At 73.0% G+C, this 22,277-nt stretch carries 22 protein-coding genes and 1 tRNA gene; 6 read left to right on the top strand and 17 right to left on the bottom strand.

From position 1 onward, the window contains the following. From cbiQ to ACFYU0_RS21640, 3 genes are all read left to right on the top strand, one after another. A complete protein-coding gene (gene cbiQ / locus ACFYU0_RS21650; RefSeq protein ID WP_351664879.1) occupies positions 1-762 on the top strand; it encodes a cobalt ECF transporter T component CbiQ in 762 nt (253 codons plus the stop codon). Beyond that, the gene (locus ACFYU0_RS21645; RefSeq protein WP_389303446.1) at positions 750-1,514 is read left to right on the top strand and encodes an energy-coupling factor ABC transporter ATP-binding protein; all 765 of its coding nucleotides are present in this window, start codon (positions 750-752) and stop codon (positions 1,512-1,514) included. The genes cbiQ and ACFYU0_RS21645 overlap by 13 nt, the downstream gene beginning before the upstream one ends. Before the next feature lie 128 nt (positions 1,515-1,642). Continuing rightward, positions 1,643-2,812, top strand: coding sequence for a serine hydrolase domain-containing protein (locus tag ACFYU0_RS21640; RefSeq protein ID WP_389303443.1), 1,170 nt, complete (start codon positions 1,643-1,645; stop codon positions 2,810-2,812). 13 nt (positions 2,813-2,825) lie between these two features. Here the strand turns inward: ACFYU0_RS21640 and ACFYU0_RS21635 are convergent, their stop codons facing one another. The 7 genes from ACFYU0_RS21635 to ACFYU0_RS21605 form a co-directional block, all read right to left on the bottom strand. Further along, a complete protein-coding gene (locus tag ACFYU0_RS21635) occupies positions 2,826-3,101 on the bottom strand; it encodes a DUF1876 domain-containing protein (protein WP_351664886.1) in 276 nt (91 codons plus the stop codon). 63 nt (positions 3,102-3,164) lie between these two features. Then, a complete protein-coding gene (locus ACFYU0_RS21630; RefSeq protein ID WP_351664888.1) occupies positions 3,165-3,590 on the bottom strand; it encodes a PPOX class F420-dependent oxidoreductase in 426 nt (141 codons plus the stop codon). A 46-nt stretch (positions 3,591-3,636) separates the two neighbouring features. Next, entirely contained in the window at positions 3,637-4,527 is an 891-nt protein-coding gene (locus ACFYU0_RS21625) for an NAD(P)-dependent oxidoreductase (protein WP_351664890.1), read from the bottom strand. A gap of 100 nt (positions 4,528-4,627) precedes the next feature. Continuing rightward, a complete protein-coding gene (locus ACFYU0_RS21620) occupies positions 4,628-5,473 on the bottom strand; it encodes an EamA family transporter (RefSeq protein ID WP_389303440.1) in 846 nt (281 codons plus the stop codon). Next, positions 5,470-5,982, bottom strand: a complete 513-nt coding sequence (locus ACFYU0_RS21615) for a YbaK/EbsC family protein (RefSeq protein WP_351664894.1) — start codon at positions 5,980-5,982, stop codon at positions 5,470-5,472. Before ACFYU0_RS21615 ends, ACFYU0_RS21620 begins: the two co-directional genes overlap by 4 nt. A 149-nt stretch (positions 5,983-6,131) precedes the next feature. After that, complete coding sequence (locus tag ACFYU0_RS21610) at positions 6,132-8,345, bottom strand: MMPL family transporter (protein WP_389303437.1); 2,214 nt, start codon at positions 8,343-8,345, stop codon at positions 6,132-6,134. 113 nt (positions 8,346-8,458) lie between these two features. After that, positions 8,459-9,067 carry a TetR/AcrR family transcriptional regulator gene (locus ACFYU0_RS21605; RefSeq protein WP_389303434.1) on the bottom strand — a complete coding sequence of 203 codons (609 nt, stop codon included), beginning with the start codon at positions 9,065-9,067 and terminating at the stop codon, positions 8,459-8,461. 188 nt (positions 9,068-9,255) lie between these two features. On the opposite strand from ACFYU0_RS21605, the gene ACFYU0_RS21600 reads away from it, so the two are divergent. Continuing rightward, positions 9,256-12,693 carry a S41 family peptidase gene (locus tag ACFYU0_RS21600; protein ID WP_389303431.1) on the top strand — a complete coding sequence of 1,146 codons (3,438 nt, stop codon included), beginning with the start codon at positions 9,256-9,258 and terminating at the stop codon, positions 12,691-12,693. Between the two features lie 316 nt (positions 12,694-13,009). Here the strand turns inward: ACFYU0_RS21600 and ACFYU0_RS21595 are convergent, their stop codons facing one another. The 4 genes from ACFYU0_RS21595 to ACFYU0_RS21580 all read right to left on the bottom strand — a co-directional run bounded on the left by ACFYU0_RS21595 (position 13,010) and on the right by ACFYU0_RS21580 (position 16,763). Then, positions 13,010-13,312, bottom strand: coding sequence for a hypothetical protein (locus ACFYU0_RS21595; protein WP_351664902.1), 303 nt, complete (start codon positions 13,310-13,312; stop codon positions 13,010-13,012). Between the two features lie 87 nt (positions 13,313-13,399). Then, complete coding sequence (locus ACFYU0_RS21590; RefSeq protein WP_351664904.1) at positions 13,400-14,284, bottom strand: SDR family oxidoreductase; 885 nt, start codon at positions 14,282-14,284, stop codon at positions 13,400-13,402. Beyond that, the gene (locus ACFYU0_RS21585; RefSeq protein WP_389303428.1) at positions 14,281-15,237 is read right to left on the bottom strand and encodes an alpha/beta fold hydrolase; all 957 of its coding nucleotides are present in this window, start codon (positions 15,235-15,237) and stop codon (positions 14,281-14,283) included. Before ACFYU0_RS21585 ends, ACFYU0_RS21590 begins: the two co-directional genes overlap by 4 nt. Further along, positions 15,234-16,763: a flavin-containing monooxygenase gene (locus ACFYU0_RS21580; RefSeq protein WP_389303426.1), complete on the bottom strand. Its 1,530-nt coding sequence runs from the start codon at positions 16,761-16,763 to the stop codon at positions 15,234-15,236. The genes ACFYU0_RS21585 and ACFYU0_RS21580 overlap by 4 nt, the downstream gene beginning before the upstream one ends. A gap of 189 nt (positions 16,764-16,952) precedes the next feature. Between ACFYU0_RS21580 and ACFYU0_RS21575 the strand changes: the two genes are divergently transcribed. Then, positions 16,953-17,573, top strand: coding sequence for a MerR family transcriptional regulator (locus ACFYU0_RS21575; RefSeq protein WP_351665055.1), 621 nt, complete (start codon positions 16,953-16,955; stop codon positions 17,571-17,573). Positions 17,574-17,600: 27 nt separating this feature from the next. Here ACFYU0_RS21575 and ACFYU0_RS21570 read toward each other — a convergent pair whose 3' ends face one another. After that, on the bottom strand, positions 17,601-18,404 hold the full coding sequence (locus ACFYU0_RS21570) for an exodeoxyribonuclease III (RefSeq protein WP_389303423.1): 804 nt from the start codon (positions 18,402-18,404) through the stop codon (positions 17,601-17,603). Between the two features lie 67 nt (positions 18,405-18,471). On the opposite strand from ACFYU0_RS21570, the gene ACFYU0_RS21565 reads away from it, so the two are divergent. After that, complete coding sequence (locus ACFYU0_RS21565; protein ID WP_351664912.1) at positions 18,472-18,948, top strand: GNAT family N-acetyltransferase; 477 nt, start codon at positions 18,472-18,474, stop codon at positions 18,946-18,948. A 49-nt stretch (positions 18,949-18,997) separates the two neighbouring features. Here ACFYU0_RS21565 and ACFYU0_RS21560 read toward each other — a convergent pair. The 5 genes from ACFYU0_RS21560 to moaC all read right to left on the bottom strand — a co-directional run bounded on the left by ACFYU0_RS21560 (position 18,998) and on the right by moaC (position 22,272). After that, a tRNA-Ala gene (locus ACFYU0_RS21560) sits at positions 18,998-19,071 on the bottom strand. Between the two features lie 93 nt (positions 19,072-19,164). Further along, positions 19,165-20,415 (bottom strand): gephyrin-like molybdotransferase receptor GlpR, encoded by a 1,251-nt coding sequence (gene glpR, locus ACFYU0_RS21555; protein WP_389303421.1) that lies wholly within the window; start codon positions 20,413-20,415, stop codon positions 19,165-19,167. Between the two features lie 185 nt (positions 20,416-20,600). Next, positions 20,601-21,251, bottom strand: a complete 651-nt coding sequence (locus tag ACFYU0_RS21550; RefSeq protein ID WP_351665057.1) for a GNAT family protein — start codon at positions 21,249-21,251, stop codon at positions 20,601-20,603. After that, positions 21,248-21,763, bottom strand: a complete 516-nt coding sequence (locus ACFYU0_RS21545; RefSeq protein WP_389303418.1) for a molybdenum cofactor biosynthesis protein B — start codon at positions 21,761-21,763, stop codon at positions 21,248-21,250. Before ACFYU0_RS21545 ends, ACFYU0_RS21550 begins: the two co-directional genes overlap by 4 nt. Next, positions 21,760-22,272 carry a cyclic pyranopterin monophosphate synthase MoaC gene (moaC, locus tag ACFYU0_RS21540; protein WP_351664918.1) on the bottom strand — a complete coding sequence of 171 codons (513 nt, stop codon included), beginning with the start codon at positions 22,270-22,272 and terminating at the stop codon, positions 21,760-21,762. The genes ACFYU0_RS21545 and moaC overlap by 4 nt, the downstream gene beginning before the upstream one ends. Positions 22,273-22,277: the final 5 nt, after the last annotated feature.

The following is a 22,277-nucleotide window of genomic DNA, read 5'->3' as shown; positions in this document are numbered from 1 at the left end:
GTGGGAGCGGGACACGCGCACCGGCTCTACCGGCACGGGCACTCGCCCGTGCACGCCCTGCCGCCGCACACCAAACTGGCGGCCGCCTTCGCGTTCGTGGTCGTCGTGGTCTCGACCCCGCGGGAGGCGATGTGGGCGTTCGCGGTCTACGCCGTGCTGCTCGCCCTCGTCGCGCGCCTGGCGCGGGTGCCCGCCGGCTTCCTGCTGAAGCGGCTGCTGATCGAGGTGCCGTTCGTCGCCTTCGCGGTGCTCATGCCGTTCGTGGCGGAGGGCGAGCGGGTGCAGGTCCTCGGTCTGTCCTTGAGCGTCAACGGGCTGTGGGGCGCCTGGAACGTGCTCGCCAAGGGAACCCTCGGCGTCGCCGCCTCGGTGCTGCTCGCCGCCACCACCGAGCTGCGTGAACTGCTGCTCGGGCTGCAGCGGCTGAAGCTGCCGCCGCTGCTCGTGCAGATCGCCTCGTTCATGATCCGCTACGGCGACGTCATCACCGACGAGATGCGCAGGATGCGGATCGCCCGGGAGTCGCGCGGCTTCGAGGCGCGGGGCGTACGGCATTGGGGCGTGCTCGCCAAGTCGGCGGGCGCGCTGTTCATCCGCTCCTACGAGCGCGGGGAGCGGGTGCACCTGGCCATGGTCAGCCGGGGGTACGCCGGCTCTATGCCGGTCATCGACGAGGTGACCGCGTCCCGGGCCCAGTGGCGGCACGCCCTGACCCTCCCCTGCGCCGCCCTTCTCGTCTGTCTGCTGGGATGGATCCTGTGACTGCACCTGCCTCGCTCGAGGTCTCCGGCCTCGCCTTCGCCTACCCCGACGGCCACCAGGCCCTGTTCGGCGTGGACTTCTCCGTCGCGCGCGGCGAACGGGTCGCGCTGCTCGGCCCGAACGGCGCCGGCAAGACCACCCTCGTGCTGCACCTGAACGGCATCCTGGGCGGCGGCGCCGGCACGGTGACCGTGGCCGGGATGCCGGTCGGCAAGCGGCACATGGCCGAGATCCGGCAGAAGGTCGGCATCGTCTTCCAGGACCCGGACGACCAGCTCTTCATGCCGACGGTGCGGGAGGACGTGGCGTTCGGCCCGGCGGCCGCCGGGATCAGGGGCGCCGCGCTGGAGGAGCGGGTGCGCACCGCCCTGGACCTGGTCGGCATGGGGGACTTCGCCGACCGGCCGCCGCACCACCTGTCGTTCGGGCAGCGTCGCCGGGTCGCGGTCGCCACCGTGCTCGCGATGGAGCCGGAGATCCTGGTCCTGGACGAGCCCTCGTCCAACCTGGATCCGGCCTCCCGGCGTGAACTGGCCGACATCCTGCGCTCGCTGGACGTCACCGTCCTGATGGTCACGCACGACCTGCCGTACGCCATGGAGCTGTGCCCGCGCTCGCTGATCCTCAGCGACGGCGTGATCGCGGCGGACGGCCCCACCGGCGAGCTGCTCTCCGACGACGCGCTGATGCGGGCGCACCGGCTGGAGCTGCCGTTCGGCTTCGACCCGAGGTCCGTGGCGGCGGGCACGTGACCCCTGGGCACATGCCCGCGGCGGCAACGTCGATGTAACGATTCCGCCGGGCCGGTCCCGCCGAGGAATCGCAGGTCCGCGGACCCCGTTGCACCGACTGTCGCAGGCGATCGGAAAGGACGGCGGACGTGGACGTGCACGGCACTGTGGCCGAGGGCTTCGAGCCGGTCAGGCAGGCGTTCGCCGCCGGCTTCGAGCTGCTCGGGGAGCGGGGCGCGGCCGTCGCCGTGTACCGGCACGGCCGCAAGGTCGTCGACCTGCGGGGCGGCACCCGGGACGTGGACGGCACCGCGCCCTGGGCGCCCGGCACCGCGCAGGTCGTGCGCTCGGCGACCAAGGGCGTCGCCGCCGCCGCGCTCCTGCTGCTGCACCAGCGCGGCGAGCTGGACCTGGACGCCCCGGTCGGCGAGTACTGGCCGGAGTACAAGGCGGCCGGCAAGGAGCGCATCCTGGTACGGCACCTGCTCGCGCACCGGGCCGGGGTGCCGGTCCTGGACCGCCCGCTGACCCCCGAGGAGGCGGCCGACCCCGACCTCGGCGCGGCGGCCGTCGCCGCCCAGGCGCCGGTGTGGGAGCCGGGCACCGACCACGGCTACCACGCGCAGACCTACAGCTGGCTCACCGGCGAGCTGATCCGGCGGATCACCGGGCGGCCGGTGGGCGCGTACATCGCCGAGGAGATCGCCCGGCCCGCCGGCGCCGAACTGTGGCTCGGACTCCCCGAGCCGGACCAGGGACGCGTCGGCCGGGTCGGCCCCGTGGAGGCGCCGCAGGCGTCCGGCACCCTGCGGACCCGCCCCAAGCGGGCCGTGTCCGAGGCCTACGCCGACCCCGAGTCCCTCACCCGCCGCGCCTTCGCCGCGATCACCCCCCTGCCGGACGAGAACGCGCCCGCCTACCGCGCGGCGGCCCTGCCCGCCTCCAACGGCATCGCCACCGCCGACGGTCTGGCCCGCTTCTACGCCTCGCTCATCGGCGAGGTGGACGGCGGCGCCCGGCTGTTCACCCCGGCGACCATGGAACTCGCCCGCGCCGAGCAGTCGGCCGGGCCGGACCGGGTCCTCGTGGTCGGCACCCGGTTCGGCCTCGGCTTCATGCTGCACGGCAGCGCCTCGCCGCTGCTGTCGCCCGGCTCCTTCGGCCACCCGGGCCGCGGCGGCTCCCTCGCCTTCGCCGACCCGGAGACCGGCGTCGCCTTCGGCTACGTCACCAACGGCTTCCGCAAGAGCGTGACCGCGGACCCGAGGGCGCAGGCGCTGGTCCGGGCGGTGCGCGCGGGACTGGCGGCCCTCGGGTAGACGGCCGGCCGCGTCACACGTGGATCGGGTGCGAGGTCCGCCCGGACTCCGCGTCGATCTCGCCGTGCGCCTTGGTCAGCAACTGCATCGCCAGTTCGTTCAAAGCACGGGCGCCCGCTATCTCCTCGCCCACCCGGGGCTGGTTGGAGTCGACGTTGTGCCGGCTGGCGTGCCCGTGCGCCCGGACCTCGCTGCCGTCGGGCAGGCGCACCAGAGCGGCCGCACGGGTGTGCGTGTCGTCTTCCTGGAACTCCAGCTCGACGTGCCATCCCACCGTGGTGTTCATCATGTCGGCCACCTCCGGAACCAGTGATTCCCGCTGGTTCCAGGGTGCTCCCGGACGGGCGGAACGTCACGTGGAGGCCTGGTCGCTGTCCCTGAACTCGCCCCAGCCGTGCCAGCGCTCGACCTCGACGTAGGCGCTGACCCGGGGCCGGGACCGCTCCGGGTAGGGCTTGCCGGTGTAGTGCTCGGACAGCCGGTCGATGTCGGCCAGGCCCTCGTCGTCCCGCAACTCGGCGACCCGCCCGATCAACGTGACGTGGGTGTACCAGTCGCCGTCGGCGAGGACGGTGAGGCTGATGCGCGGATCGCGGCGCAGGTGGCGCAGCCTGACCCGGCCCTCGTCCAGGTTGACCAGCACCCGGCCGTCCTCCTGCCACAGGTACCAGGTGGCCGTGGTGACGGGCGCCCCGTCGGAGCGCACGGTGGCCATGACGCAGGGGTTGGGGCGGCGCAGCAGTTCCTGGGCCTCGGGCGGCAGCGGCGGTTTCGACACGGTGTTCTCCTCGGTCTCGTTCGGTCCCGGTGCCGGATCGCGGTTCTCAGCCGGCGGGCTTGTCGTCGAAGCTGGCGAAGTAGGCGGCGGCCATGTCCTCGTCGGCGTGGCCCTGGGCGGCGGCGCGGGCGAACCGCTCGGCGGCCGCGGCGGCGACGTCGAGCCTCACTCCGCCCTGCTCGCCGGCCTCGACGATGAGCCGGGCGTCCTTCTCCGCGGTGCCCACGGCGAAGGAGGCGGGGGTCAGCTTCCCGTCCAGCACCAGGGCGGACTTGGCGCGCAGGTACCCCATGTCGAGCGGTCCTCCCTCGATCAGGTCGAAGAAGTCGTGCGGGTCCACGTCGAGCGCCTTGGCGAGGGCCAGCGCCTCGCCGGCCGCCGCGGTGACCGCGAGGACCCAGCTGTTGGCGACCAGCTTCAGCCGGCTGGCGCTGCCCGCGGCCCCGTCGTCACCGGTCCACACGGTCCGGACGCCGACCGCGTCGAAGACGGGCGCGAGCGTCTCCCGGCCCTCCCTCGGCCCGGCGGCCAGCACGGTGAGCTGGCCGGCCTCGGCGGGCTGACGGGTGCCGAGGACGGGGGCGTCGTAGAACACCAGCCCGTGCTCGCCTGCGAACCCGGCCAGATCGGCGACGAGTTCGGTGCCGGCGGTGGTGCACTGCGCCCAGACGGCGCCGGAGCGCAGCGCCGGCGCCGCCTCGCGCATGACGTCCAGGGCGGTGTTGCCGTCGTAGAGCATGGTCAGGACGACGTCGGCGCCCTCGACCGCCTCGGCGGGCGTGCCGGTGACCCGGATCCCGTCGGAGGCCAGCGGCTCGGCCTTCTCCCTGGTGCGGTTCCAGGCCCGCACGCCGAGCCCGGCGCGGGCGATGTTGCGGGCCATCGCGGCACCCATGATGCCGGTGCCCAGAACGGCGACGGTCGGCTTGTCGGTCATGGACGGCTCCCTGTCGTACGGTTCGTGACCCCGGGGTCCTCGTCCTCGTGGTCCCACGTCATCTTCCCCGGGTCACCACTTCCGACCGTTCCTTTCCGCCCTACCCCGCGTGCAGCATCAGCCCGATGCCCACGACCAGCAGGCCCGCCGCCGCGATGCGGGGCGCGCCGAACCGCTCCTTGAAGAACACCGCGCCGATGGCCGCGCCGACGATGATCGAGGACTCGCGCAGGGCCGCGATGGGCGCGAGCGCGGCCCGGGTCTGCGCCCACAGCACCAGGGCGTACGCGGCCACGGACAGCGCCGCGCCGAACATGCCGAGCGTCGCGTACGGGCGCAGCCGCCGGACGATGTCGCCCCGCACGCGCGCGTACGTGTACGCCGGGATGGCGACTCCCTGGACGGCCATCAGCCAGGCGATGTAGCCGAGGGGCGTCCCGGAGGCGCGTACGCCCAGGCCGTCCAGCACCGTGTACCCGGCGATCGTCAGACCGGTCGCCAGGGCGGCGCCGATCGCGGCCCAGTCGGGCCGGCGGCCGCGCAGCCCCATCAGGCTGACGCCGGTGAGGCCGGCGCAGGACACGGCGATCCCGGCCGCCGCCCACGGCCCGGGGACCTCGTGCGCGAACACCGCCGCCAGCACGGTCACCACGAGCGGCGCGGTGCCGCGGGCGATCGGGTAGGCCTGGCCGAAGTCGCCGAGCCGGAAGGAGGTCATGAGCAGGGCGTAGTAGGCGATGTGCACGGCCGCCGACACGAGCAGGTACGGCCAGGCGGCCCCGGCCGGGAGCGGCACGAACAGCGCCATGGCGAGCCCGATCAGCAGACCGCCGCCGGAGATCAGCGTGAACCCGGTCAGCTTGTCGGTGATCCGGTGCGCGATGGCGTTCCAGCTCGCGTGCGTGACCGCGGCGAGCAGCACCGCGGTGGTGACCAGCGGCGTCACGCGGTCTGCTCGCGGACGTCCACCAGGTCGGCGCCCGCGTGGGCGACCAGCGCCTTCGGCTCGATCGGGAAGACCGTGTGCGGGTTCCCGGCCGCCGCCCACACCAGCTCGTGCGCGAGCAGGGAGCGGTCGGCGAGGACCCGGGTGCGGGTGCGGTGCCCGAAGGGCGGCACGCCGCCGATGGCGTACCCGGTGGTCTCGCGGACCAGGCCGGCGTCGGCCCGGGTGACCTTCGCGGCGCCCAGTTCCTCGCGGACCCGTTCCAGGTCCACGCGCGAGGCCCCGTCCATCAGCACCAGGACCGGCACCCCGTCCGCCGCGAAGATCAGCGACTTGCAGATCTGGCTCAGCTCGCACCCGACCGCGGCCGCGGCCTCGGCGGCCGTACGGGTGCCCTCGGGGAAGCGGCGGGCGCGGGCGAGCACCTCGTCGAGGCCGACGGCGCGCAGGGCCTCGGCGAAACGGGGGTGCGCCCCGGTGTCTTCGGCGTCAGTGGCGGCTGTCGTCATGACCTGCACGCTAGCGGTGCCTGTAGGGCGCACGCGAACGGGTTCCGCCGGGCCGGCCGCGCCGCCCTCGGCCGCGGACGGGAAGAAGCCGGTGAGGGCAGCCCCGTCCCCACGGAACCCTCACCGGCTGGTCTTCCCCGAGCGGTACGTCAGGCGCGTACCAGCTCCTTCTCCCCGTCGGGGTCCCGGCGGTCGGCGTCGGTGCGCAGTCCGTCGCCCTCCACGTCCACGTTGGGCAGCACCCGGTCCAGCCACTTCGGCAGCCACCAGGCCCGCTTGCCGAGCAGCGAGAGCACCGCCGGGACGATGGCCATGCGGACGACGAACGCGTCGAAGAGGACGGCGACGGCGAGACCGAAGCCGATCATCTTCACCATCGCCTCGCTGGAGCCGATGAAGCCGGAGAAGACGGCCATCATGATGACGGCGGCGGCCGTGACCACGCGCGCCCCGTGCTTGAAGCCGGTGACGACGGCCTGCTGGGGCCTCTCCCCGTGGACGAAGGCCTCGCGCATCCGGGTCACGAGGAACACCTCGTAGTCCATGGCGAGTCCGAAGACCACGCCGACCATGAAGATCGGCATCATCGACATGACCGGGCCGGTCTCCTCCACGTTCATCAGGCCCGACAGCCAGCCCCACTGGAAGACCGCGACCACGGCGCCGAGCGCGGCCGTCACGCTGAGCAGGAAGCCGAGGGCCGCCTTCAGCGGGACGAGGATCGAGCGGAACACCACGATCAGCAGCAGGAACGCGAGTCCGACCACGAGGGCGAGGTACGGCAGCAGGGCGTCGTTGAGCTTCTGCGAGACGTCGATGTTCATCGCCGTGGAGCCGGTGACCAGCACCTTCGCGTCGGTCGCCGAGGTGATGTCCGCGCTCTTGTCCCGGATGGCGTGCACCAGGTCCTCGGTGGTGGCCGACGACGGCTTGGAGTCCGGGATGACGGTGATCGTCGCGGTGTCGCCGGTCTTGTTGGGCGTGGCCGGGGTGACCGTGACGACGTCCTTCAGGCCCTTGATCTCGTCGCCGACCTTCGTGAAGGCCGTCTTGGGGTGGTCGCTGTCCTTGGCGTCGACCACGACCATCAGGGGGCCGTTGAAGCCGGGGCCGAAGCCCTCGGAGAGGAGGTCGTAGGCGCGCCGCTGTGTGGTGGAGACGGGCTGGGAGCCGTCGTCGGGCAGGCCCAGTTCCAGCGAGGCGGCCGGGATGGCGGCCGCGCCCAGGCCGATCACGCCGAGCAGCAGCACGGCGACCGGGCGCCGTACGACGAAGCTGGCCCAGCGGGTGCCCAGGTTCGGGCGGCCCGGCTTCTTCGGGGTCCGGCCGCCGCCGAGCAGCCTGCTCTTCTCGCCGGCCGGCTTGATCCGGCGGCCCGCGTAGCCGAGCAGCGCCGGGATGAGGGTGAGCGCGATGAGGACCGCGACGGCGACCGTGCCGGCCGCGGCGACGCCCATCTTGGTCAGCATCGGGATGTTGACCACGGAGAGCCCGACGAGGGCGATGACGACGGTGAGACCGGCGAAGACCACCGCCGAGCCCGCCGTGCCGACGGCCCGGCCGGCCGCGTCCTCGCGCTCGCGGCCCTCGGCGAGTTCGGCGCGGTAGCGGGAGACGATGAACAGGGCGTAGTCGATGCCGACGGCGAGGCCGATCATCGAGGCCAGGATGGAGGTGGTCGAGCCCAGGTCGAGGGCGCTCGCCAGCGCGCTGATGGTGGAGACGCCGATGCCGACGCCGATGATCGCGGTCAGCAGCGGGAATCCGGCCGCGAGCAGCGAGCCGAAGGTGATGACGAGGACGACGGCGGCGATCGCGATGCCGATGACCTCGCTGGAGCCGGTCTCGGGGGTCGCGGTCAGCGCGTCACCGCCGATCTCGACCGTCAGCCCGGCGTCCCGCGCGTCCTGCGCGGCGTCCTTCAGGGCGTCCTTCGCCGAGTCCTCCAGCTCCATGCCGGAGACCTTGTACTTCACCGACGCGTAGGCGACGGAGCCGTCCTTGCTGACGGCGTGCCCGGCGTACGGATCGGCGACGGAGGCGACCTCGGAGCCGCTGCGCAGCTCCTTCACCGTCTCGCGGACGGTGGCCTTGTTCGCCTTGTCCGTCATCTTGCCGCCGTCCGGCGCCTTGAAGACGACCCGCGCGGTGGCGCCGTCGGCGCTCATCCCGGGGTAGCGCTGTTCCAGCAGGTCGAAGGCCTTCTGGGCCTCCGTACCGGGGATGGAGAAGGAGGTGCTGCCGGCGGGCGGCGCGGAGGCGGCGCCCACCCCGGCGAGGGTGAGCAGCGCGACCCAAATGAGGGCGACGAAGTGCCGTCGCCGGAAGGCGAGCCGGCCGAGTTTGTAGAGGAACGTGGCCACGAGGGCGTACTCCCGGTCAGTCGTGGGGTTCAGCTGGGCAGGGGTGATCAGCCCGACGACGTGAGCGGTGACGTCAGATGGTGGGCTTGCCGGGGAGAGCGATCAGGGGATGATCAGCGTGGTCCGGAGGTGGTGACGCCGAGGGCGGGGAGGACCACGGCGTCGATGTACGAGGTGAGGAAGGCCCGGGTGGGCGGCTGGTCGTCGAGCAGCGCGCGGGTGGCGAAGCCGCCGACCATCATGTGCAGCAGGAAGTCGAGCGCGGGGCAGTCCTGGCGGACCTCGCCCCGGTCGATCGCCCGCCGGATCACCTGGTGGAAGCCGGACATCTCCGGCTCCACGAGCTGGGCCCGGAAGGCCTCGCGCAGATCCGCGTTGTTGTGCATCGCCATGGCGACGCCCCGCATGAGCGCCGAGTTCTGCTCGATGGTGCAGTCGTCCTCGAGCTGGACCAGCGCGTGCAGGTCGCCCCGGAGCGTGCCCGTGTCGATCTCGCCGATCCGGTCGGGCTTGCCGTGCCGGATGGCTCTCACGACCAGTTCGGCCTTGCCGCCCCACTGGCGGTAGAGCGTGGCCTTGCTGGACCGGGTGCGGGCGGCGACGGCGTCCATGGTGAGGGCGTCGTAGCCGACCTCGCGGAGCAGGTCCAGCACGGCCGCGTACAACTCGGCCTCGCGTTCGGGCGTGATCCGACTGCGACGCGCGGTGGCGGTCTCAGTCATGTCTCTCACCTTCCCGGTGCGGCTGCCCGCTTGAACGACACGGTTTCGTACACGACGAATGTACCCCAGCCGCAAGCGAAACGAAACGGTTTCGTTCGTGTGCTGGGTCACGTCTGTCGGATTCCCGTGAAGCGCCGCTCCGGCGGGCTCCGGTTGCTGGGGTCCCGCCACCGGAAAAGCATGGGGAGGTGAGCTATCTGCGCCTGCCCCACCTCAACGGCGACCTGTTGTGCTTCGTGGCCGAGGACGACCTCTGGCTGGCACCCCTGGACTCCCCGGGCCGGGCCTGGCGGCTGACCGTGGACCGCGCCAAGACCGGGCACCCCCGCTTCTCGCCCGACGGCCGCCGGATCGCCTACGCCGGCTGGCGCAGCCTCGTGCCCGAGATCCACCTGGTCGACGTCGACGGCGGACCCGCGCGGCAGCTCACGTACTGGGGCAGCGCCGACACCCAGGTCCGCGGCTGGACCCCGGACGGCGACATCCTCGCCGTCACCTCCCACGGCGAGCCCTTCTCCTACTTCACGTGGGCCTACAAGCTCACCACGGACGGCGCGCCCGGCCGCAAACTGCCCTGGGGCCCGGTCTCCGACATCCAGACCGCCGACATCGACGGCGAGCGCAGGAGTCTGCTGCTCACCGGCACCCCGCCGCACGAACCCGCCTCCTGGAAGCGGTACCGGGGCGGCGCCATGGGGCGGCTCTGGCTGCACGGACAGCGGCTGCTGCCGGACATCGGCGGGCATCTGCACTCCCCGATGTTCGTCGGCGGCCGGATCGCCTTCCTCTCCGACCACGAGGGCGTCGGCAACCTCTACTCCTGCGCCTACGACGGCTCCGACCTGCGCCGCCACTCCGACCACGACGCCTTCTACGCCCGGCACGCCTCCAGCGACGGCGACCGGGTGGTCTACCAGTGCGCGGGCGAACTGTGGCTCGTGGACGACTTCGCCCCGGACGCCGTGCCGCGCAGGCTCGACGTCCGGCTCGGCGGCCCGCGCGCGGGGCGCCGCCGGCACCAGGTGCCGGCCGCCCAGCACGTGGACGGCATCTCCATGGACGAGACCGGGCGGGCCAGCGCGGTCGTGGTCCGGGGCAGTCTGTACTGGCTCACGCACCGGGACGGCCCGTCCCGCACGATCACCGACACCCCCGGGGTCCGGGTCCGGCTGCCGGAGATGCTGGGCTCCACCGGGCAGGTGGCGTACGTGACGGACGCCGAGGGCGAGGACGCCGTGGAGATCGCCCGCCTCCCCCGCGCCTCCGGCGACCGCGCCACCCGCCGGCTGGGCCAGGGCGAGCTGGGCCGGGTCCTGGAAATGGTGTCGGACCCGCTGGGCGAACGACTGGCCGTCGCCGGCCACGACGGACGGCTGCTGCTGATCGACGTCACGGACGAGGCGGAGCCGGAGGCGGCGGGGGCGGGGGCGGGGGCGGCCGACGAGGGCCCGGGGGACTCAGGCGAGGGCCCGGGGGACTCGGGCGAGGGCCCGGGGGACTCGGGCGAGGGCCCGGGGGACTCAGGCGAGGGCCCGGGGGACTCAGGCGAGGGCCCGGGGGACTCAGGCGAGCCGGGCGGCGGAGCCGCCGCGGGCTCGGACGGCCGGGTGAGCGAGTTGGTCCGGTCCGACAACGGGCCCGTCCGTGACCTCGCCTTCTCCCCGGACGGCTCCTGGATCACCTGGTCCCACCCGGGGATCGGCCGCTCCCTGCGGCAGATCAAGCTGGCCCGCATCAAGGACCGGCACATCGTGGACGTCACCAACGGCCGCTTCGAGGACGAGAATCCCGTCTTCACCCGCGACGGCCGCTACCTCGCCTTCCTGTCCTGGCGCGGCTTCGACCCGGTGTACGACGTCCACACCGGCGACCTGTCCTTCCCGCTGGGCTGCCGCCCGTACCTGGTCCCGCTCTCCTCCGCGACCCCCTCCCCGTTCGCCCTGAACCCCGAGGGCCGCCCGGCCGCCGGGGGGCTCGACCCGCTCGAGGACGAGGGCGGCGGGGAGAGCGGCGCGGTCATCGTGGAGGTGGAGGGCCTGGAGAACCGGGTGACCCCGTTCCCGGTCGTCGCCTCCAAGTACTCCGCGCTGTACCCGGTGGCCGGCGGGGGCCTGGTCTGGCTGCGCTGGCCCATCTCCGGGGCGCTCGGCGAGACCTTCGCCAACCCGGCCGACATCAGCGGCCGGCCCACCCTCGAGTACTTCAACATCGCCAAGGCCAAGAAGTCCGAACTGGTCGACCACCTGGACTGGTTCGCGGTGAGCGGGGACGCGACCCGGCTGATGGTGGTCGACGAGGGCGACCTGCGCGCGGTGCCCTCGACGGAGCCCGGCGACGCCGACACGACCGTCTGGATCGACCTGCGCCGCATCGTGCACCACGCCGACCCGCCCGCCGAGTGGCGCCAGGCCTACGACGAGGCCGGCCGGCTCATCCGCGCCTACTTCTGGGACCCCGGGATGTGCGGCATCGACTGGGACGGGGTGCTGGACCAGTACCGGCCCCTGGTCGAACAGGTCGCCTCCCCCGACGACTTCGCCGATCTGCTGCGCGAGGTCCTCGGCGAGCTGGGCACCTCGCACGCCTACGTCACCGCGGCCCGGCGCAACGAGGGGCCGCCCCACTACCAGCGCTGGCAGGGCCTGCTCGGCGCCAATCTGGTCGAGCGGGACGGCGGCTGGGCCGTCAAGCGCATCCTGCCCGGCGACTCCTCCGACTCCAAGGCGCGCTCGCCGCTGGCCGGCACGGGCATCCGCGAGGGCGCCGTGCTGACCCACGTGGACGGCCGCCCGGTCGATCCGGTGACCGGGCCGTACCCGCTGCTCGCGGGCTCGGGCGGGACGACGACGGAGCTGACGTTCACCCCGCCGCCGGGCGAGCCCGGCCGCGCCCGCCGGGTCGCCATCATGCCGCTCATCGACGAGCGGCCGCTGCGCTACCAGGACTGGGTGGCCAAACGCCGCGAGGTGGTCCGGGAGTTGAGCGGCGGCCGGTGCGGGTACCTGCACATCCCCGACATGGGCGGCTCCGGCTGGGCCCAGTTCAACCGGGACCTGCGCATGGAGGTGTCCCGGCCGGCGCTCATCGTGGACGTGCGCGGCAACGCGGGCGGGCACATCAGCGAACTCGTCATCGAGACCCTGAGCCGCACGATCCTCGGCTGGGACCTGACCCGCAACGCGCAGCCGGTGTCGTACACCTCGAACGCCCCCCGGGGCCCGATCGTGGCCCTCGCCGACGAGGCGACCTCCTCCGACGGCGACATGATCACCGCCGCGTTCAAGCTGCTCAAGCTGGGTCCGGTCGTCGGCCAGCGCACCTGGGGCGGCGTGGTCGGCATGACCGGCCGGCACCGGCTCGGCGACGGCACGGTGATCACGGTCCCGATGAACGCGGCCTGGTTCGACGCCTACGGCTGGTCCGTGGAGAACCACGGCGTCACCCCGGACCTGGAGATCCTGCGCACCCCCCTCGACTGGGCCGAGGGCCGCCACGCCCAACTGGACGACGCCATCCAACTGGCCCTGGAACTCCTGGAGACCAACCCCGCGGCCACTCCCCCCGACTACACCGACGTCCCCAACACCCCCCGCCCACCCCTCCCCCCGAGGCCCCAGCGAACGTGAGCAGAGCTCAAAGGGGCGCGGGAGGCCGCGCAGCCTTCAGGGGCACGGGCAGCTGGGCAGTCCTCTGGAGCGCGGGGAACTGCGCAGTCTTTCAGGGGCGCGGGGAACTGCGCAATCTCCAGGGCGCGGAAGGCTCCGCAGGCCTCAGGGGCGCGGGGAACTGCGCGACAAGCCCCCACCCACCCGCACCCGACACCCCACCCCCGACACCCCGCCCAACCCCCAACGCCCCCGACCCCACCCGAAAACAGCAGGGTGCCCCCCGAAAGAATCGGAGGGCACCCCAAGCTGCCAACCAGCCGAAGCCAGCGCAGCGTTACGCGTCGTAGTCGGCGTCGAAGCGGTCGTCCATCTCCCGCTGCGAGTCGTCGATGTCGCGCATGTTGCGGCCCCGCTCAGGCTGCTGGTGGCCACGCTGACCCTGCTGCTGCCCGTGCTGACCCTGCTGCTGGCCGCGCTGACCGGACTGCGGGCCGCGCTGGCCCGCCTTCTCCCGGGTGGCCTGGCCGGCCTTCTCCCGGGTGGCCTGGCCGGCCTTCTCCCGGGCCTGGCCGACCTTCTCGCGGGCCTGGTCCTGCCAGTCGTTGGTCTTCTCGGTGAACTGGTCCTTCATACCCATGTGGGTTCACTCCCGAAGTGGGTGGGGGGTTGGCCCCCGGTGGGGCCTCGACCAGATTCACACGGCCCAACACGCTGCGCATGTCGATCAGTTACGCTGCGTAGCCCGGGCCGCCTCATCGGCCTCCCCACCTGCGCCGACGAGCCCGGAACGCATCCCCTGGAGCCGCGGCGCGAACCGCCGCATCTCCCGCTGGCCGACGGTTCCGATGAGCGCCGGCAGGTAGCCGCGCACCCCCTGCATGCCCCGCAGCCACCACTGCCCGTACACGTGCGCCGAGCGCCGCTCGATGCCCTCCACGATCCGGTCCACCGCCGGGCCCAGCGGGTAGGTCTTGTTCGACGGCCACGGCAGCCGCTGCCTGAGCTCCCGCATCACGTCGTCCTGGTCGGCGCCGCGCACCATGTCGGTGTCGGTCCAGGACAGGTACCCGACGCCCACCCGGACGCCCTGGTAGCCGACCTCGGCCCGCAGGCTGTGCGCGTAGGCCTCCACGCCCGACTTGGAGGCGCAGTACGCCGACATCATCGGCGCCGGCGTGATCGCGGCGAGCGAGGCGATCTGCAGCAGGTAGCCCCGGCTCTCGACCAGCACCGGCAGGAACGCGCGGGCCGTGACCGCCGAACCGATCAGGTTCACCTCGATCACCCGCCGCCAGGCGTCCGGGTCGGAGTCGATGAAGGGACCCCCGGTCGCCACGCCGGCGTTGGCGACGACGATGTCGACCTTGCCGAAGCGCTCCTTCACCTCACGCGCCACCCGGCTCATCGCCTCGTGGTCGGTGACGTCGGCGTACCAGTGCGCGCTCTCGCTGTGCAGCCGCCCGGAGACCTCCTTGAGCGCGTCCTCCTCCAGGCCGACCAGCGCGACCCTGGCGCCGCGCGCGGAGAGCTTGCGGGCGAGCAACTCGCCGACGCCGCGCGCCGCTCCGGTGACGACGGCGACCTGTCCCTCGAGGCTGACCCTGCTCATGCGCCCTCCTTGATCTGCTGCACGACGGTGGAACGGGAGACGGGTGCGTCGCCCGTGACGTAGGTGGTGACGAGCTCGCGGATCCTCCCGGTCACCTGCTCCGGGGCCTCCACGGGAGACATGTGGCCGACGCCGGGCAGCTCGGTCAGACCGATGCACTGCGGCAGCGCGGCGACCAGCGCGTGGGCGTGCACGACGGGCGTCAGCCGGTCGGCGGCGCCGTGCAGCACCGCGGTGGGCACGCGCAACTCCCGTACCCCGTGGTCGAGGTCGAGTGCCGCGAGCATGCCCGCCCAGGCATGGCGCACCGTGCGCGGGCAGGCGTGCACGATCCGGGCGCACGCCTCCACCATGTGCGGGGCCGAACCGGCGCCCATGGTGCCGTACTTGAGGACGCGCATCGCCAGCGGCGTGACCGGCCCGAGCGGGGCGCGCGAGCTGAGCACGCGTCCGGTGAGCCAGGTGCGGGCCCGCCCCGCGCGCAACGGCACCACGCGCGCCTCGGCGACCAGGCGGGAGCTTCCGGTGCTGCACAGCAGGACGGCCGCGGCGTGTTCGCGGAACCGGGAGCGCGCGGAGGCGGCCATGACCGTCATCCCGCCCATGGAGTGGCCGACGACGAGCGCCTTCTCCCCGGGTGCGAGGGTCTGCGCGAGCACCGCTTCCAGGTCGTCGGCGAGCGCCTCGGTGGTGCAGGCGCGGCTCGCCGGACTGCGCCCGTGCCCCCGCTGGTCGTAGGCGATCACCCGGTGGTCGGCCGCCAGCTCGCGTATCTGCGCCGCCCAGAAAGCGGTCGAACAGGTCCAGCCGTGCGAGAGGACGACGGGCGGCGCGTCCTCGGGGCCGTGCACCTCGGCGTGCAGCGGGGCGCCGTCCGCGGAGACCACGGTGAGACTGCGGGAGGGCTCGGGCGGGGCGTACGGGCCGGTGGCCGTCGCGGCGGTCCGGCTCATACGGCGGCCTCGCTCTGCTGCTCCGCCACCGGACCGGCCTCGGCGGCCGGGGCGCCGGGCCGCCGGACGACCTCGTACTCCGCCAGGTCCACCCGCCGGGTCGCGCGCCGGAACTCGGCCGTCGTACCGGGCCAGATGGTGGTGTTGCGGCCGCTCGGGTCGAGGTACCAGCTCGTGCAGCCACCGGTGTTCCACACGGTCCGCTTCATGCGCTCCTGCACCTCGAGGTTCCAGGCGTCGACGGCGGCGGGCCGGGCGTCGAGGGCGGCACGGCCTCCCAGCACGTCGAGCTGGCGCAGGTAGTCCGCCATGTAGTTGAGCTGGGACTCGATCATGAGGATCATCGAGGAGTTGCCGAGGCCGGTGTTGGGCCCGATGATCGTCATCCAGTTCGGGAACCCGGCGGCCGAGGCGCCGCGCAGCGCCTGCATGCCGCCCTTCCAGGTCTCGGCGAGCGTGACGCCCTCCGCCCCGACCACCCGCTCGGCGATGGGCATGTCCGTCACGTGGAAGCCGGTGCCGAAGATGATCGCGTCGACCTCCGCCTCGCTGCCGTCGGCCGCGACGACGGTGGAGCCGCGGATCTCGCTGAGCCCGCTCGCGACGACGTCCACGTTGGGCCGGGCCAGTGCCGGGTAGTACTCGCTGGACAGCAGGATCCGCTTGCAGCCGATGCGGTAGTCCGGGGTGAGCTTGGCGCGCAGCGCCGGGTCCTTGACCGCGCGGGCCATGTTGCGCTTCGCGAGCTGCTCGACCAGGCCGAGTTCGTCGGGGTGCTTGGTGAACGCCTGCACCTGGAGCTCCCGGATGCCCCACAGCAGTCCGCGCCTGAGCCGGGTGGTGAACGGCAGCGCCTGGTGCAGCCGGCGTTCGGCGGCGCTGATGGCGCGGTCCATGCGCGGCATCACCCAGGGCGGGGTGCGCTGGAAGAGGGTGAGCCGGCCGACCTGGCGCTGGATGGCGGGCACGATCTGGATGGCGGAGGCGCCGGTGCCGACCATGGCGACGCGCTTGCCGCGCAGGTCGTAGTCGTGGTCCCAGCGAGCCGAGTGGAACACCTTGCCGGGGAAGGACTCGAGCCCCGGGATCTCGGGGACCTTCGGGTCGGACAGCGGGCCGGTGGCGGACACCACGACGTCGGCGGTGAGCGTGCCCCGCGCCGTCTCGATCTCCCACCGCAGCCGCTCGCCGTCCCAGCGCATCAGCTTCACCTCCGCGCCGAAGCGGATGTGCGGACGCAGCCCGAAGACGTCGGTGACGTGCTCCAGGTAGGCGCGGATGTGCTCCTGCCCGGAGAAGGTGCGCGGCCAGTCGGGGTTGGGCGCGAAGGAGAAGGAGTACAGGTGGGAGGGCACGTCGCAGGCGCACCCGGGGTAGCTGTTGTCCCGCCAGGTGCCGCCGACGCTGTCGGCGCGCTCCAGGACGACGAAGTCGGTGATCCCCTCGCGGCGCAGCCGCACCGCGGCTCCCAGTCCGCCGAACCCGGACCCGATCACCGCCACCCGTACATGCTCGTGCTCGGCCATCCCGAAGCCTCCACGCATCGCCTTGGACTCTGCCAGTGAACACTGGCGCAATGGGACTGTAGAGCAGCGGCGTACCGAGCGGTAGGGGGTGGGAAAGGGAAAGTTACCGGCGGTACAACATAGGCTGCGAACGTGACGGACGACGGCGGACACGAGGTCGGACAGGGCGGCGGGACGCGTGAGTACCGCATGGAGGAGCTGGCCCGTCTGGCCGGCATCACCGTGCGCACCCTGCGCTTCTACCGCGAACGCAAGCTGATCCCGCCACCCCGCCGGGAAGGCCGCATCGCCTGGTACGACGACCACCACCTGGCCCGCCTGCGCACCATCGCGGCGCTTCTGGAGCGCGGCCACACCCTCACCGGCATCGCGGAACTCGCGGAGGCCCTCGACCAGGGCCGCGACGTCGCCGACCTGCTCGGCGTCGGCACCCCCACCGAGGAGGAGCCGGTCCGCCTCACCCCCGAGGAACTCGCCGCCCGCTTCGAGGGCGAGGTCACCCCGGAGAACCTGGCCGCCGCCATGGACCTGGGCTACCTGGGCACCGACGGCGACGAGATCGTCCACATCAGCCGCCGCCTGCTGGACGTCTCCTCCGCCCTGGTCCGCGAGGGCATACCCCTGGCGGAGGTCCTGGCGGCCGGCAAGCGCGTCCGCGAGCACGCCGACGCCCTCGCCGCCCTGTTCACCGACATGATCCTGCGCCACGCCCCCGAGGAGGACCTCCACCGCCTGCGCCCCCTGGCCCGCAGCGTCGTGGAGGCGGAACTCTCCCTGGCCCTGGACCGCAGGATCAGCAAGCGGGGCTGAGCGGGCCGCCCGCGGCCCCCGGATTCCTCAGAGGTCGTACACGACGGTCACCGGCGCGTGGTCGCTCCACCGCTCGGCGTGCGTGGCGGCGCGCTCGACGAATCCCTTGACCGCGCGGTCCGCGAGCCCCGGCGTCGCCAGGTGGTAGTCGATCCGCCATCCCGAGTCGTTGTCGAAGGCCCGCCCCCGGTACGACCACCACGTGTACGGGCCCTCCGCGTCCGGGTGCAGGGCGCGCACGACGTCCACGTAGCCGCCGTCCTCCGCCGCGAGGACGCGGGTGAGCCACTCCCGCTCCTCGGGGAGGAAGCCCGAGTTCTTGGTGTTGCCGCGCCAGTTCTTCAGGTCGGCCTGCTGGTGGGCGATGTTCCAGTCGCCGCAGACCACCACGTGCCGTCCGTCGGCGGCGGCCCGCTCGCGCAGCTCCCTGAGGTGGACCAGGAACTCGTCCATGAAGCGGACCTTCTCGTCCTGGCGCTCGGTGCCGGCCTCGCCCGAGGGGAGGTAGAGCGAGACGACGGTGACGCCGGGCAGGTCGGCCTCCACGTAGCGCCCGCTGCCGTCGAACTCCGCCGAGCCGAAGCCGATGCGGACGCGGTCGGGTTCGCGGCGCGTGTACAGCGAGACGCCCGCGCGTCCCTTGGCGGCGGCCGGGGCGTGCACCACGTGCCAGCCCTCGGGCTGCCGCACCTCCTCGGGGAGCTGGTGCGGCTCGGCGCGCACCTCCTGCAGGCAGACGACGTCCGCGGAGGTCTGGGCGAGCCACTCCACGAAGCCCTTCTTGGCGGCGGCCCGCAGCCCGTTCACGTTCACCGAGGTCACAGTCAGCATCCGGGCACGATACCGGCACACTGGTCGAGGTCAGTCTTTCCCTATGCATAGAAGTACGATGCCCAGCATGAATATTCGTCCCGTTCGTTTCGATCACCCCGACGCCGTCAAGCTCAACGACGTGGTCCAGGAGGAGTACCACCTGCGCTACGGCGACGGCGGCGACGCCACGGTGCTCGACGCCGCCGACTTCGATCCGCCCCGGGGCGTGTATCTGATCGCGTACGACGAGCGCGACCGGCCGGTCGCCACCGGCGGCTGGCGCAGCCAGGACAGCAACGGCGAGGGCAACGAGGACGGCGACGCGGAGCTCAAGCGGATGTTCGTCGTCGAGCAGATGCGCGGCCTCGGCCTCGCCCGCCGCATCCTCGCGGCCCTGGAGGAGGACGCCCGGATGGCCGGCCGCGTCCGCATGGTCCTGGAGACCGGCACCAAGCAGCCGGAGGCCATCGCCCTGTACACGTCGAGCGGTTACGAGCCCTGCGCCAAGTTCGGCTACTACCGCCACTACGAGGAGAGCCTCTGCTACGCCAAGCGGCTCTGAACACGATGAAGCCCCAGTCGGCTTTCACCGACTGGGGCTTCATGCTGCGTGGACCTGAGGGGATTTGAACCCCTGGCCCCCTCGATGCGAACGAGGTGCGCTACCGGACTGCGCCACAGGCCCTTGCAACGAGTGAAACTCTAGCATCCCCGTCGGGGTGCTTGGAAATCCGTTCCCTGACTGGTCAGGGGCGGGCTTCCAGGGGGGTGACGACTGTCACTCGTTGGCCGCGCGCGGCCGGTCGCCGTCCTCGTACTGGTCGAACAGCGGGGTGCGTCCGCGCTCGCGCGTCCGGCGCGCGGAGGCCGCACCGCGCGAGCGGGACCGGGCGGGCGGGACGGTGTCGCCGCGGCCCTCGGCCGGCTCGCGCCCGGCGGTCTGCCGGTCCGTCTCGGCGTCCGGGACGTGGCCGTCCTGCTCCGGCACCAGGGGGCCCGAGCGGGCGGAGCTCCAGGTGTCGGGCGCGCCGAGGTCGACGTCGGAGGTGGCCCGGGGCGCGACCGGCGCGGTCACGTACGTGGGCAGCGGCACCGGCACCGGGTCCCAGCTGTCCCCGTGCCCGGGCCGTCGCTGCCGCTCGCGCTGCTGGTCGACCCATTCGGCGTGGTCGGTCTGCTCGACGAGGGCGCGGCGGTCGGCGGCGAGCGCGGACATACCGGTGTCGGTCCCGGTCGCGGGCTCCTCGTCCGGTTCGCCGGCCGCCGGCTCCACGTCGACGGACGCGCGCCGCCGGGGCTGGCGCTCGCGCAGGCTGCGGGCGGCGTCCTCGGCGCGGCGGCGGTCCATGTGGTAGGCGAAGCGGCGGCGCTCTTGCGTGCGCAGGTACCCGATGTAGCCGCTGAGCATGAGCGCGGGCACGCCGGGCGCCCAGAGGAAGGCGAGGCCGCCGACGGCCGCGACGATGGCGCCGGCGGTGAAGGCGATGAAGAGCATCACGGTGGTGCGCCGGCGGCGCGCGAGCACCTTCGAGCGCCGGGCCCGTGCTGCGGCCGCCTGTGCCGCGGCCGTGTTCCGCGGGGCGGGCACCCGGGCCTGAGCGGGCACGGGCACGGAGCCGGTCGCGGACTTCGGGGCGGGCGTGGACCTGGGCGTGGCGGGGGACGACTTGGGCGCCGGGACGCCGGACTGGTCGCGCGCCGGTTCGTCCCGGCCCGCCGGCTCGGGTTCGACGTCGGCGCGTACCTGACGGCGGGTCGGAGGCATGGCGAAGGACCGGACGTCCACCGAGTCGGTGACGGCGTCCGGGTCGCCGGTGTCCGGCTCCCCCTCCTGGGTGGAGCGCGCCCGCAGGTCCTTGGCGTACCGGCGCTCCATGCCCGCCCGTCCGGACAGCAGCCGGATGGCGGTGCTGAAGCGTTCCGTCGGACGGGCCTCGTTCAGCTCGTCCTGCCTACGGAGCCACATCGGCACCAAGTAGGCGGCCCAGGCCCCGACGATGACTGCGTAGATGAGGCCGCTGCTGCTCACGTCTCACACGGTAGAGGGGTTTGCGTGAGGCCATCCGCCAATTGGGCCGGTGTGTCGCACGATCTGGCTGATATTTCGAGCTTTTTTTGCGACCGATGCGATCAGCGGACCGCGGGAAGTCGCGAATTGAATGCTCCGGGACGGTCGGCGGGCGATCAATTTCGAACACTTATTCAATTTCGGGGTCAGGCGGGATTCCGCGGGGTGTTCTCCCGCCGCTCCCGCTCGGACCGGGCCCGCTGCCAGCGCGTGAGCAGGCCGTCGGGCACCTCCTCCGCCGTGAGCGCGTAGACGAGGTGGTCGCGCCAGGCCCCGTCGATGTGCAGATAACGCGGCCGCAGCCCCTCCTCGCGGAATCCGAGTTTCTCCACCACCCGGCGGCTGGGCCGGTTCTCGGGGCGAATGCAGACCTCGAGCCGGTGCAGGCCGACGGTACGGAAACAGTGGTCGACCGCCAGCGCGACCGCCGTGGGCATCACCCCGCGGCCGGCCACCGACTCGTCCACCCAGTAGCCGACGTGACCCGAGCACATCGACCCCCAGGTGATCCCGGCGACCGTCAACTGCCCGACGAGCTGCCCCTGGTACTCGATGACGAACGGCAGCATCCGGCCCGCGTTGGCCTCGGACCTCAGGTGCCGGACCATCTGCCGGTAGGTCGGCCGGTGGGTGATCGGACCGCTGGGCGTGGGCGGCGGGATGGTCGCCTCCCACGGGCGCAGCCAGTCGCGGTTGCGCCGGTTGACCTCGCGCCAGACCCGCTGGTCGCGCAGCTTTATCGGCCGGAGGACGACATCGCCGTCCGCCAGTACGACGGGCCAGGAGGGGCTGTTCAGCTCGCACCCCCGCTGCCGGGGCCGGGTCTGGGGTGGTCACCGCCGCGGATCTGGTCGACGGCGTGGACCAGCAGCGGCTCCAGGACGGCGAGACCGTCCCGCACCCCGCCGCTGGAACCCGGCAGATTGACGATCAGCGTCCCCCGCGCCACCCCCGCCAGCCCGCGGGAGAGCGCGGCGGTGGGCACCTTCTCCCGGCCGAACGCGCGGATGGCCTCGGCGATGCCCGGCACCTCGTGGTCGATCACCTGGCGGGTGGCCTCGGGCGTGCGGTCGGTGGGCGAGATGCCGGTGCCGCCGGTGGTGACCACCACGTCGTAACCGGTCGCCACGGCCTCCCGCAGGGCCGCGGCCACCGGGTCGCCGTCGGGCACGACCCGCGGGCCGTCCACGGCGAACCCGAAGCCCGCGAGGCCCTCGGCGATCAGCGGGCCGCCCTTGTCCTCGTAGACCCCGGCGGCGGCGCGGTTGGAGGCGGTGACGACCAGCGCGCGGTACGGCCCGGCGCTCATGCCCGGCTCCAGTCGCCCGACTTGCCGCCCGTCTTCTCCTCGACCCGTACGTCCGTGATGACCGCTCCCTTGTCGACCGCCTTGACCATGTCGATCACGGTGAGCGCGGCGACCGTCACCGCGGTGAGGGCCTCCATCTCGACGCCCGTGCGGTCCGTCGTCCTGACGGTGGCCTCGATCCGCACGGCGTCGTCCGCGACCGACAGGTCCAGTTTCACACCGGACACCGACAACGGGTGGCACAGGGGGATCAGATCCGGGGTGCGCTTGGCGCCCATGATGCCCGCGATGCGCGCGGTGGCCAGGGCGTCGCCCTTGGGCACGCCCTCCCCGCGCAGCAGCTCGACCACCCGGGGTGACACGAGGACCCGGCCGCTCGCGCGCGCCGTGCGGGCGGTCACGTCCTTGTCGGACACGTCGACCATGCGGGCCGCGCCCGCCGCGTCGATGTGCGTCAGTCGGTCCTGTGCGGCGGCTCCGGGGGTGTCCCCCCGGGAAGGCTCAGTCATGCTGT

Source organism: Streptomyces sp. NPDC003720, assembly GCF_042875075.1.
Taxonomy (GTDB): domain Bacteria; phylum Actinomycetota; class Actinomycetes; order Streptomycetales; family Streptomycetaceae; genus Streptomyces.
This window is presented reverse-complemented; position numbering and strand designations above follow the sequence as displayed.

Excerpts from the sequence above, each read along its gene's own strand:
- ACFYU0_RS21645 (WP_389303446.1), top strand. The coding sequence starts at position 750 with ATGGATCCTGTGACTGCACCTGCCTCGCTCGAGGTCTCCGGCCTCGCC.
- ACFYU0_RS21635 (WP_351664886.1), bottom strand. The coding sequence starts at position 3,101 with ATGATGAACACCACGGTGGGATGGCACGTCGAGCTGGAGTTCCAGGAA.
- ACFYU0_RS21625 (WP_351664890.1), bottom strand. The coding sequence starts at position 4,527 with ATGACCGACAAGCCGACCGTCGCCGTTCTGGGCACCGGCATCATGGGT.
- ACFYU0_RS21615 (WP_351664894.1), bottom strand. The coding sequence starts at position 5,982 with ATGACGACAGCCGCCACTGACGCCGAAGACACCGGGGCGCACCCCCGT.
- ACFYU0_RS21605 (WP_389303434.1), bottom strand. The coding sequence starts at position 9,067 with ATGACTGAGACCGCCACCGCGCGTCGCAGTCGGATCACGCCCGAACGC.
- ACFYU0_RS21595 (WP_351664902.1), bottom strand. The coding sequence starts at position 13,312 with ATGGGTATGAAGGACCAGTTCACCGAGAAGACCAACGACTGGCAGGAC.
- ACFYU0_RS21590 (WP_351664904.1), bottom strand. The coding sequence starts at position 14,284 with ATGAGCAGGGTCAGCCTCGAGGGACAGGTCGCCGTCGTCACCGGAGCG.
- ACFYU0_RS21585 (WP_389303428.1), bottom strand. The coding sequence starts at position 15,237 with ATGAGCCGGACCGCCGCGACGGCCACCGGCCCGTACGCCCCGCCCGAG.
- ACFYU0_RS21580 (WP_389303426.1), bottom strand. The coding sequence starts at position 16,763 with ATGGCCGAGCACGAGCATGTACGGGTGGCGGTGATCGGGTCCGGGTTC.
- ACFYU0_RS21575 (WP_351665055.1), top strand. The coding sequence starts at position 16,953 with ATGGAGGAGCTGGCCCGTCTGGCCGGCATCACCGTGCGCACCCTGCGC.
- ACFYU0_RS21570 (WP_389303423.1), bottom strand. The coding sequence starts at position 18,404 with ATGCTGACTGTGACCTCGGTGAACGTGAACGGGCTGCGGGCCGCCGCC.
- ACFYU0_RS21565 (WP_351664912.1), top strand. The coding sequence starts at position 18,472 with ATGAATATTCGTCCCGTTCGTTTCGATCACCCCGACGCCGTCAAGCTC.
- ACFYU0_RS21545 (WP_389303418.1), bottom strand. The coding sequence starts at position 21,763 with ATGAGCGCCGGGCCGTACCGCGCGCTGGTCGTCACCGCCTCCAACCGC.
- moaC (WP_351664918.1), bottom strand. The coding sequence starts at position 22,272 with ATGACTGAGCCTTCCCGGGGGGACACCCCCGGAGCCGCCGCACAGGAC.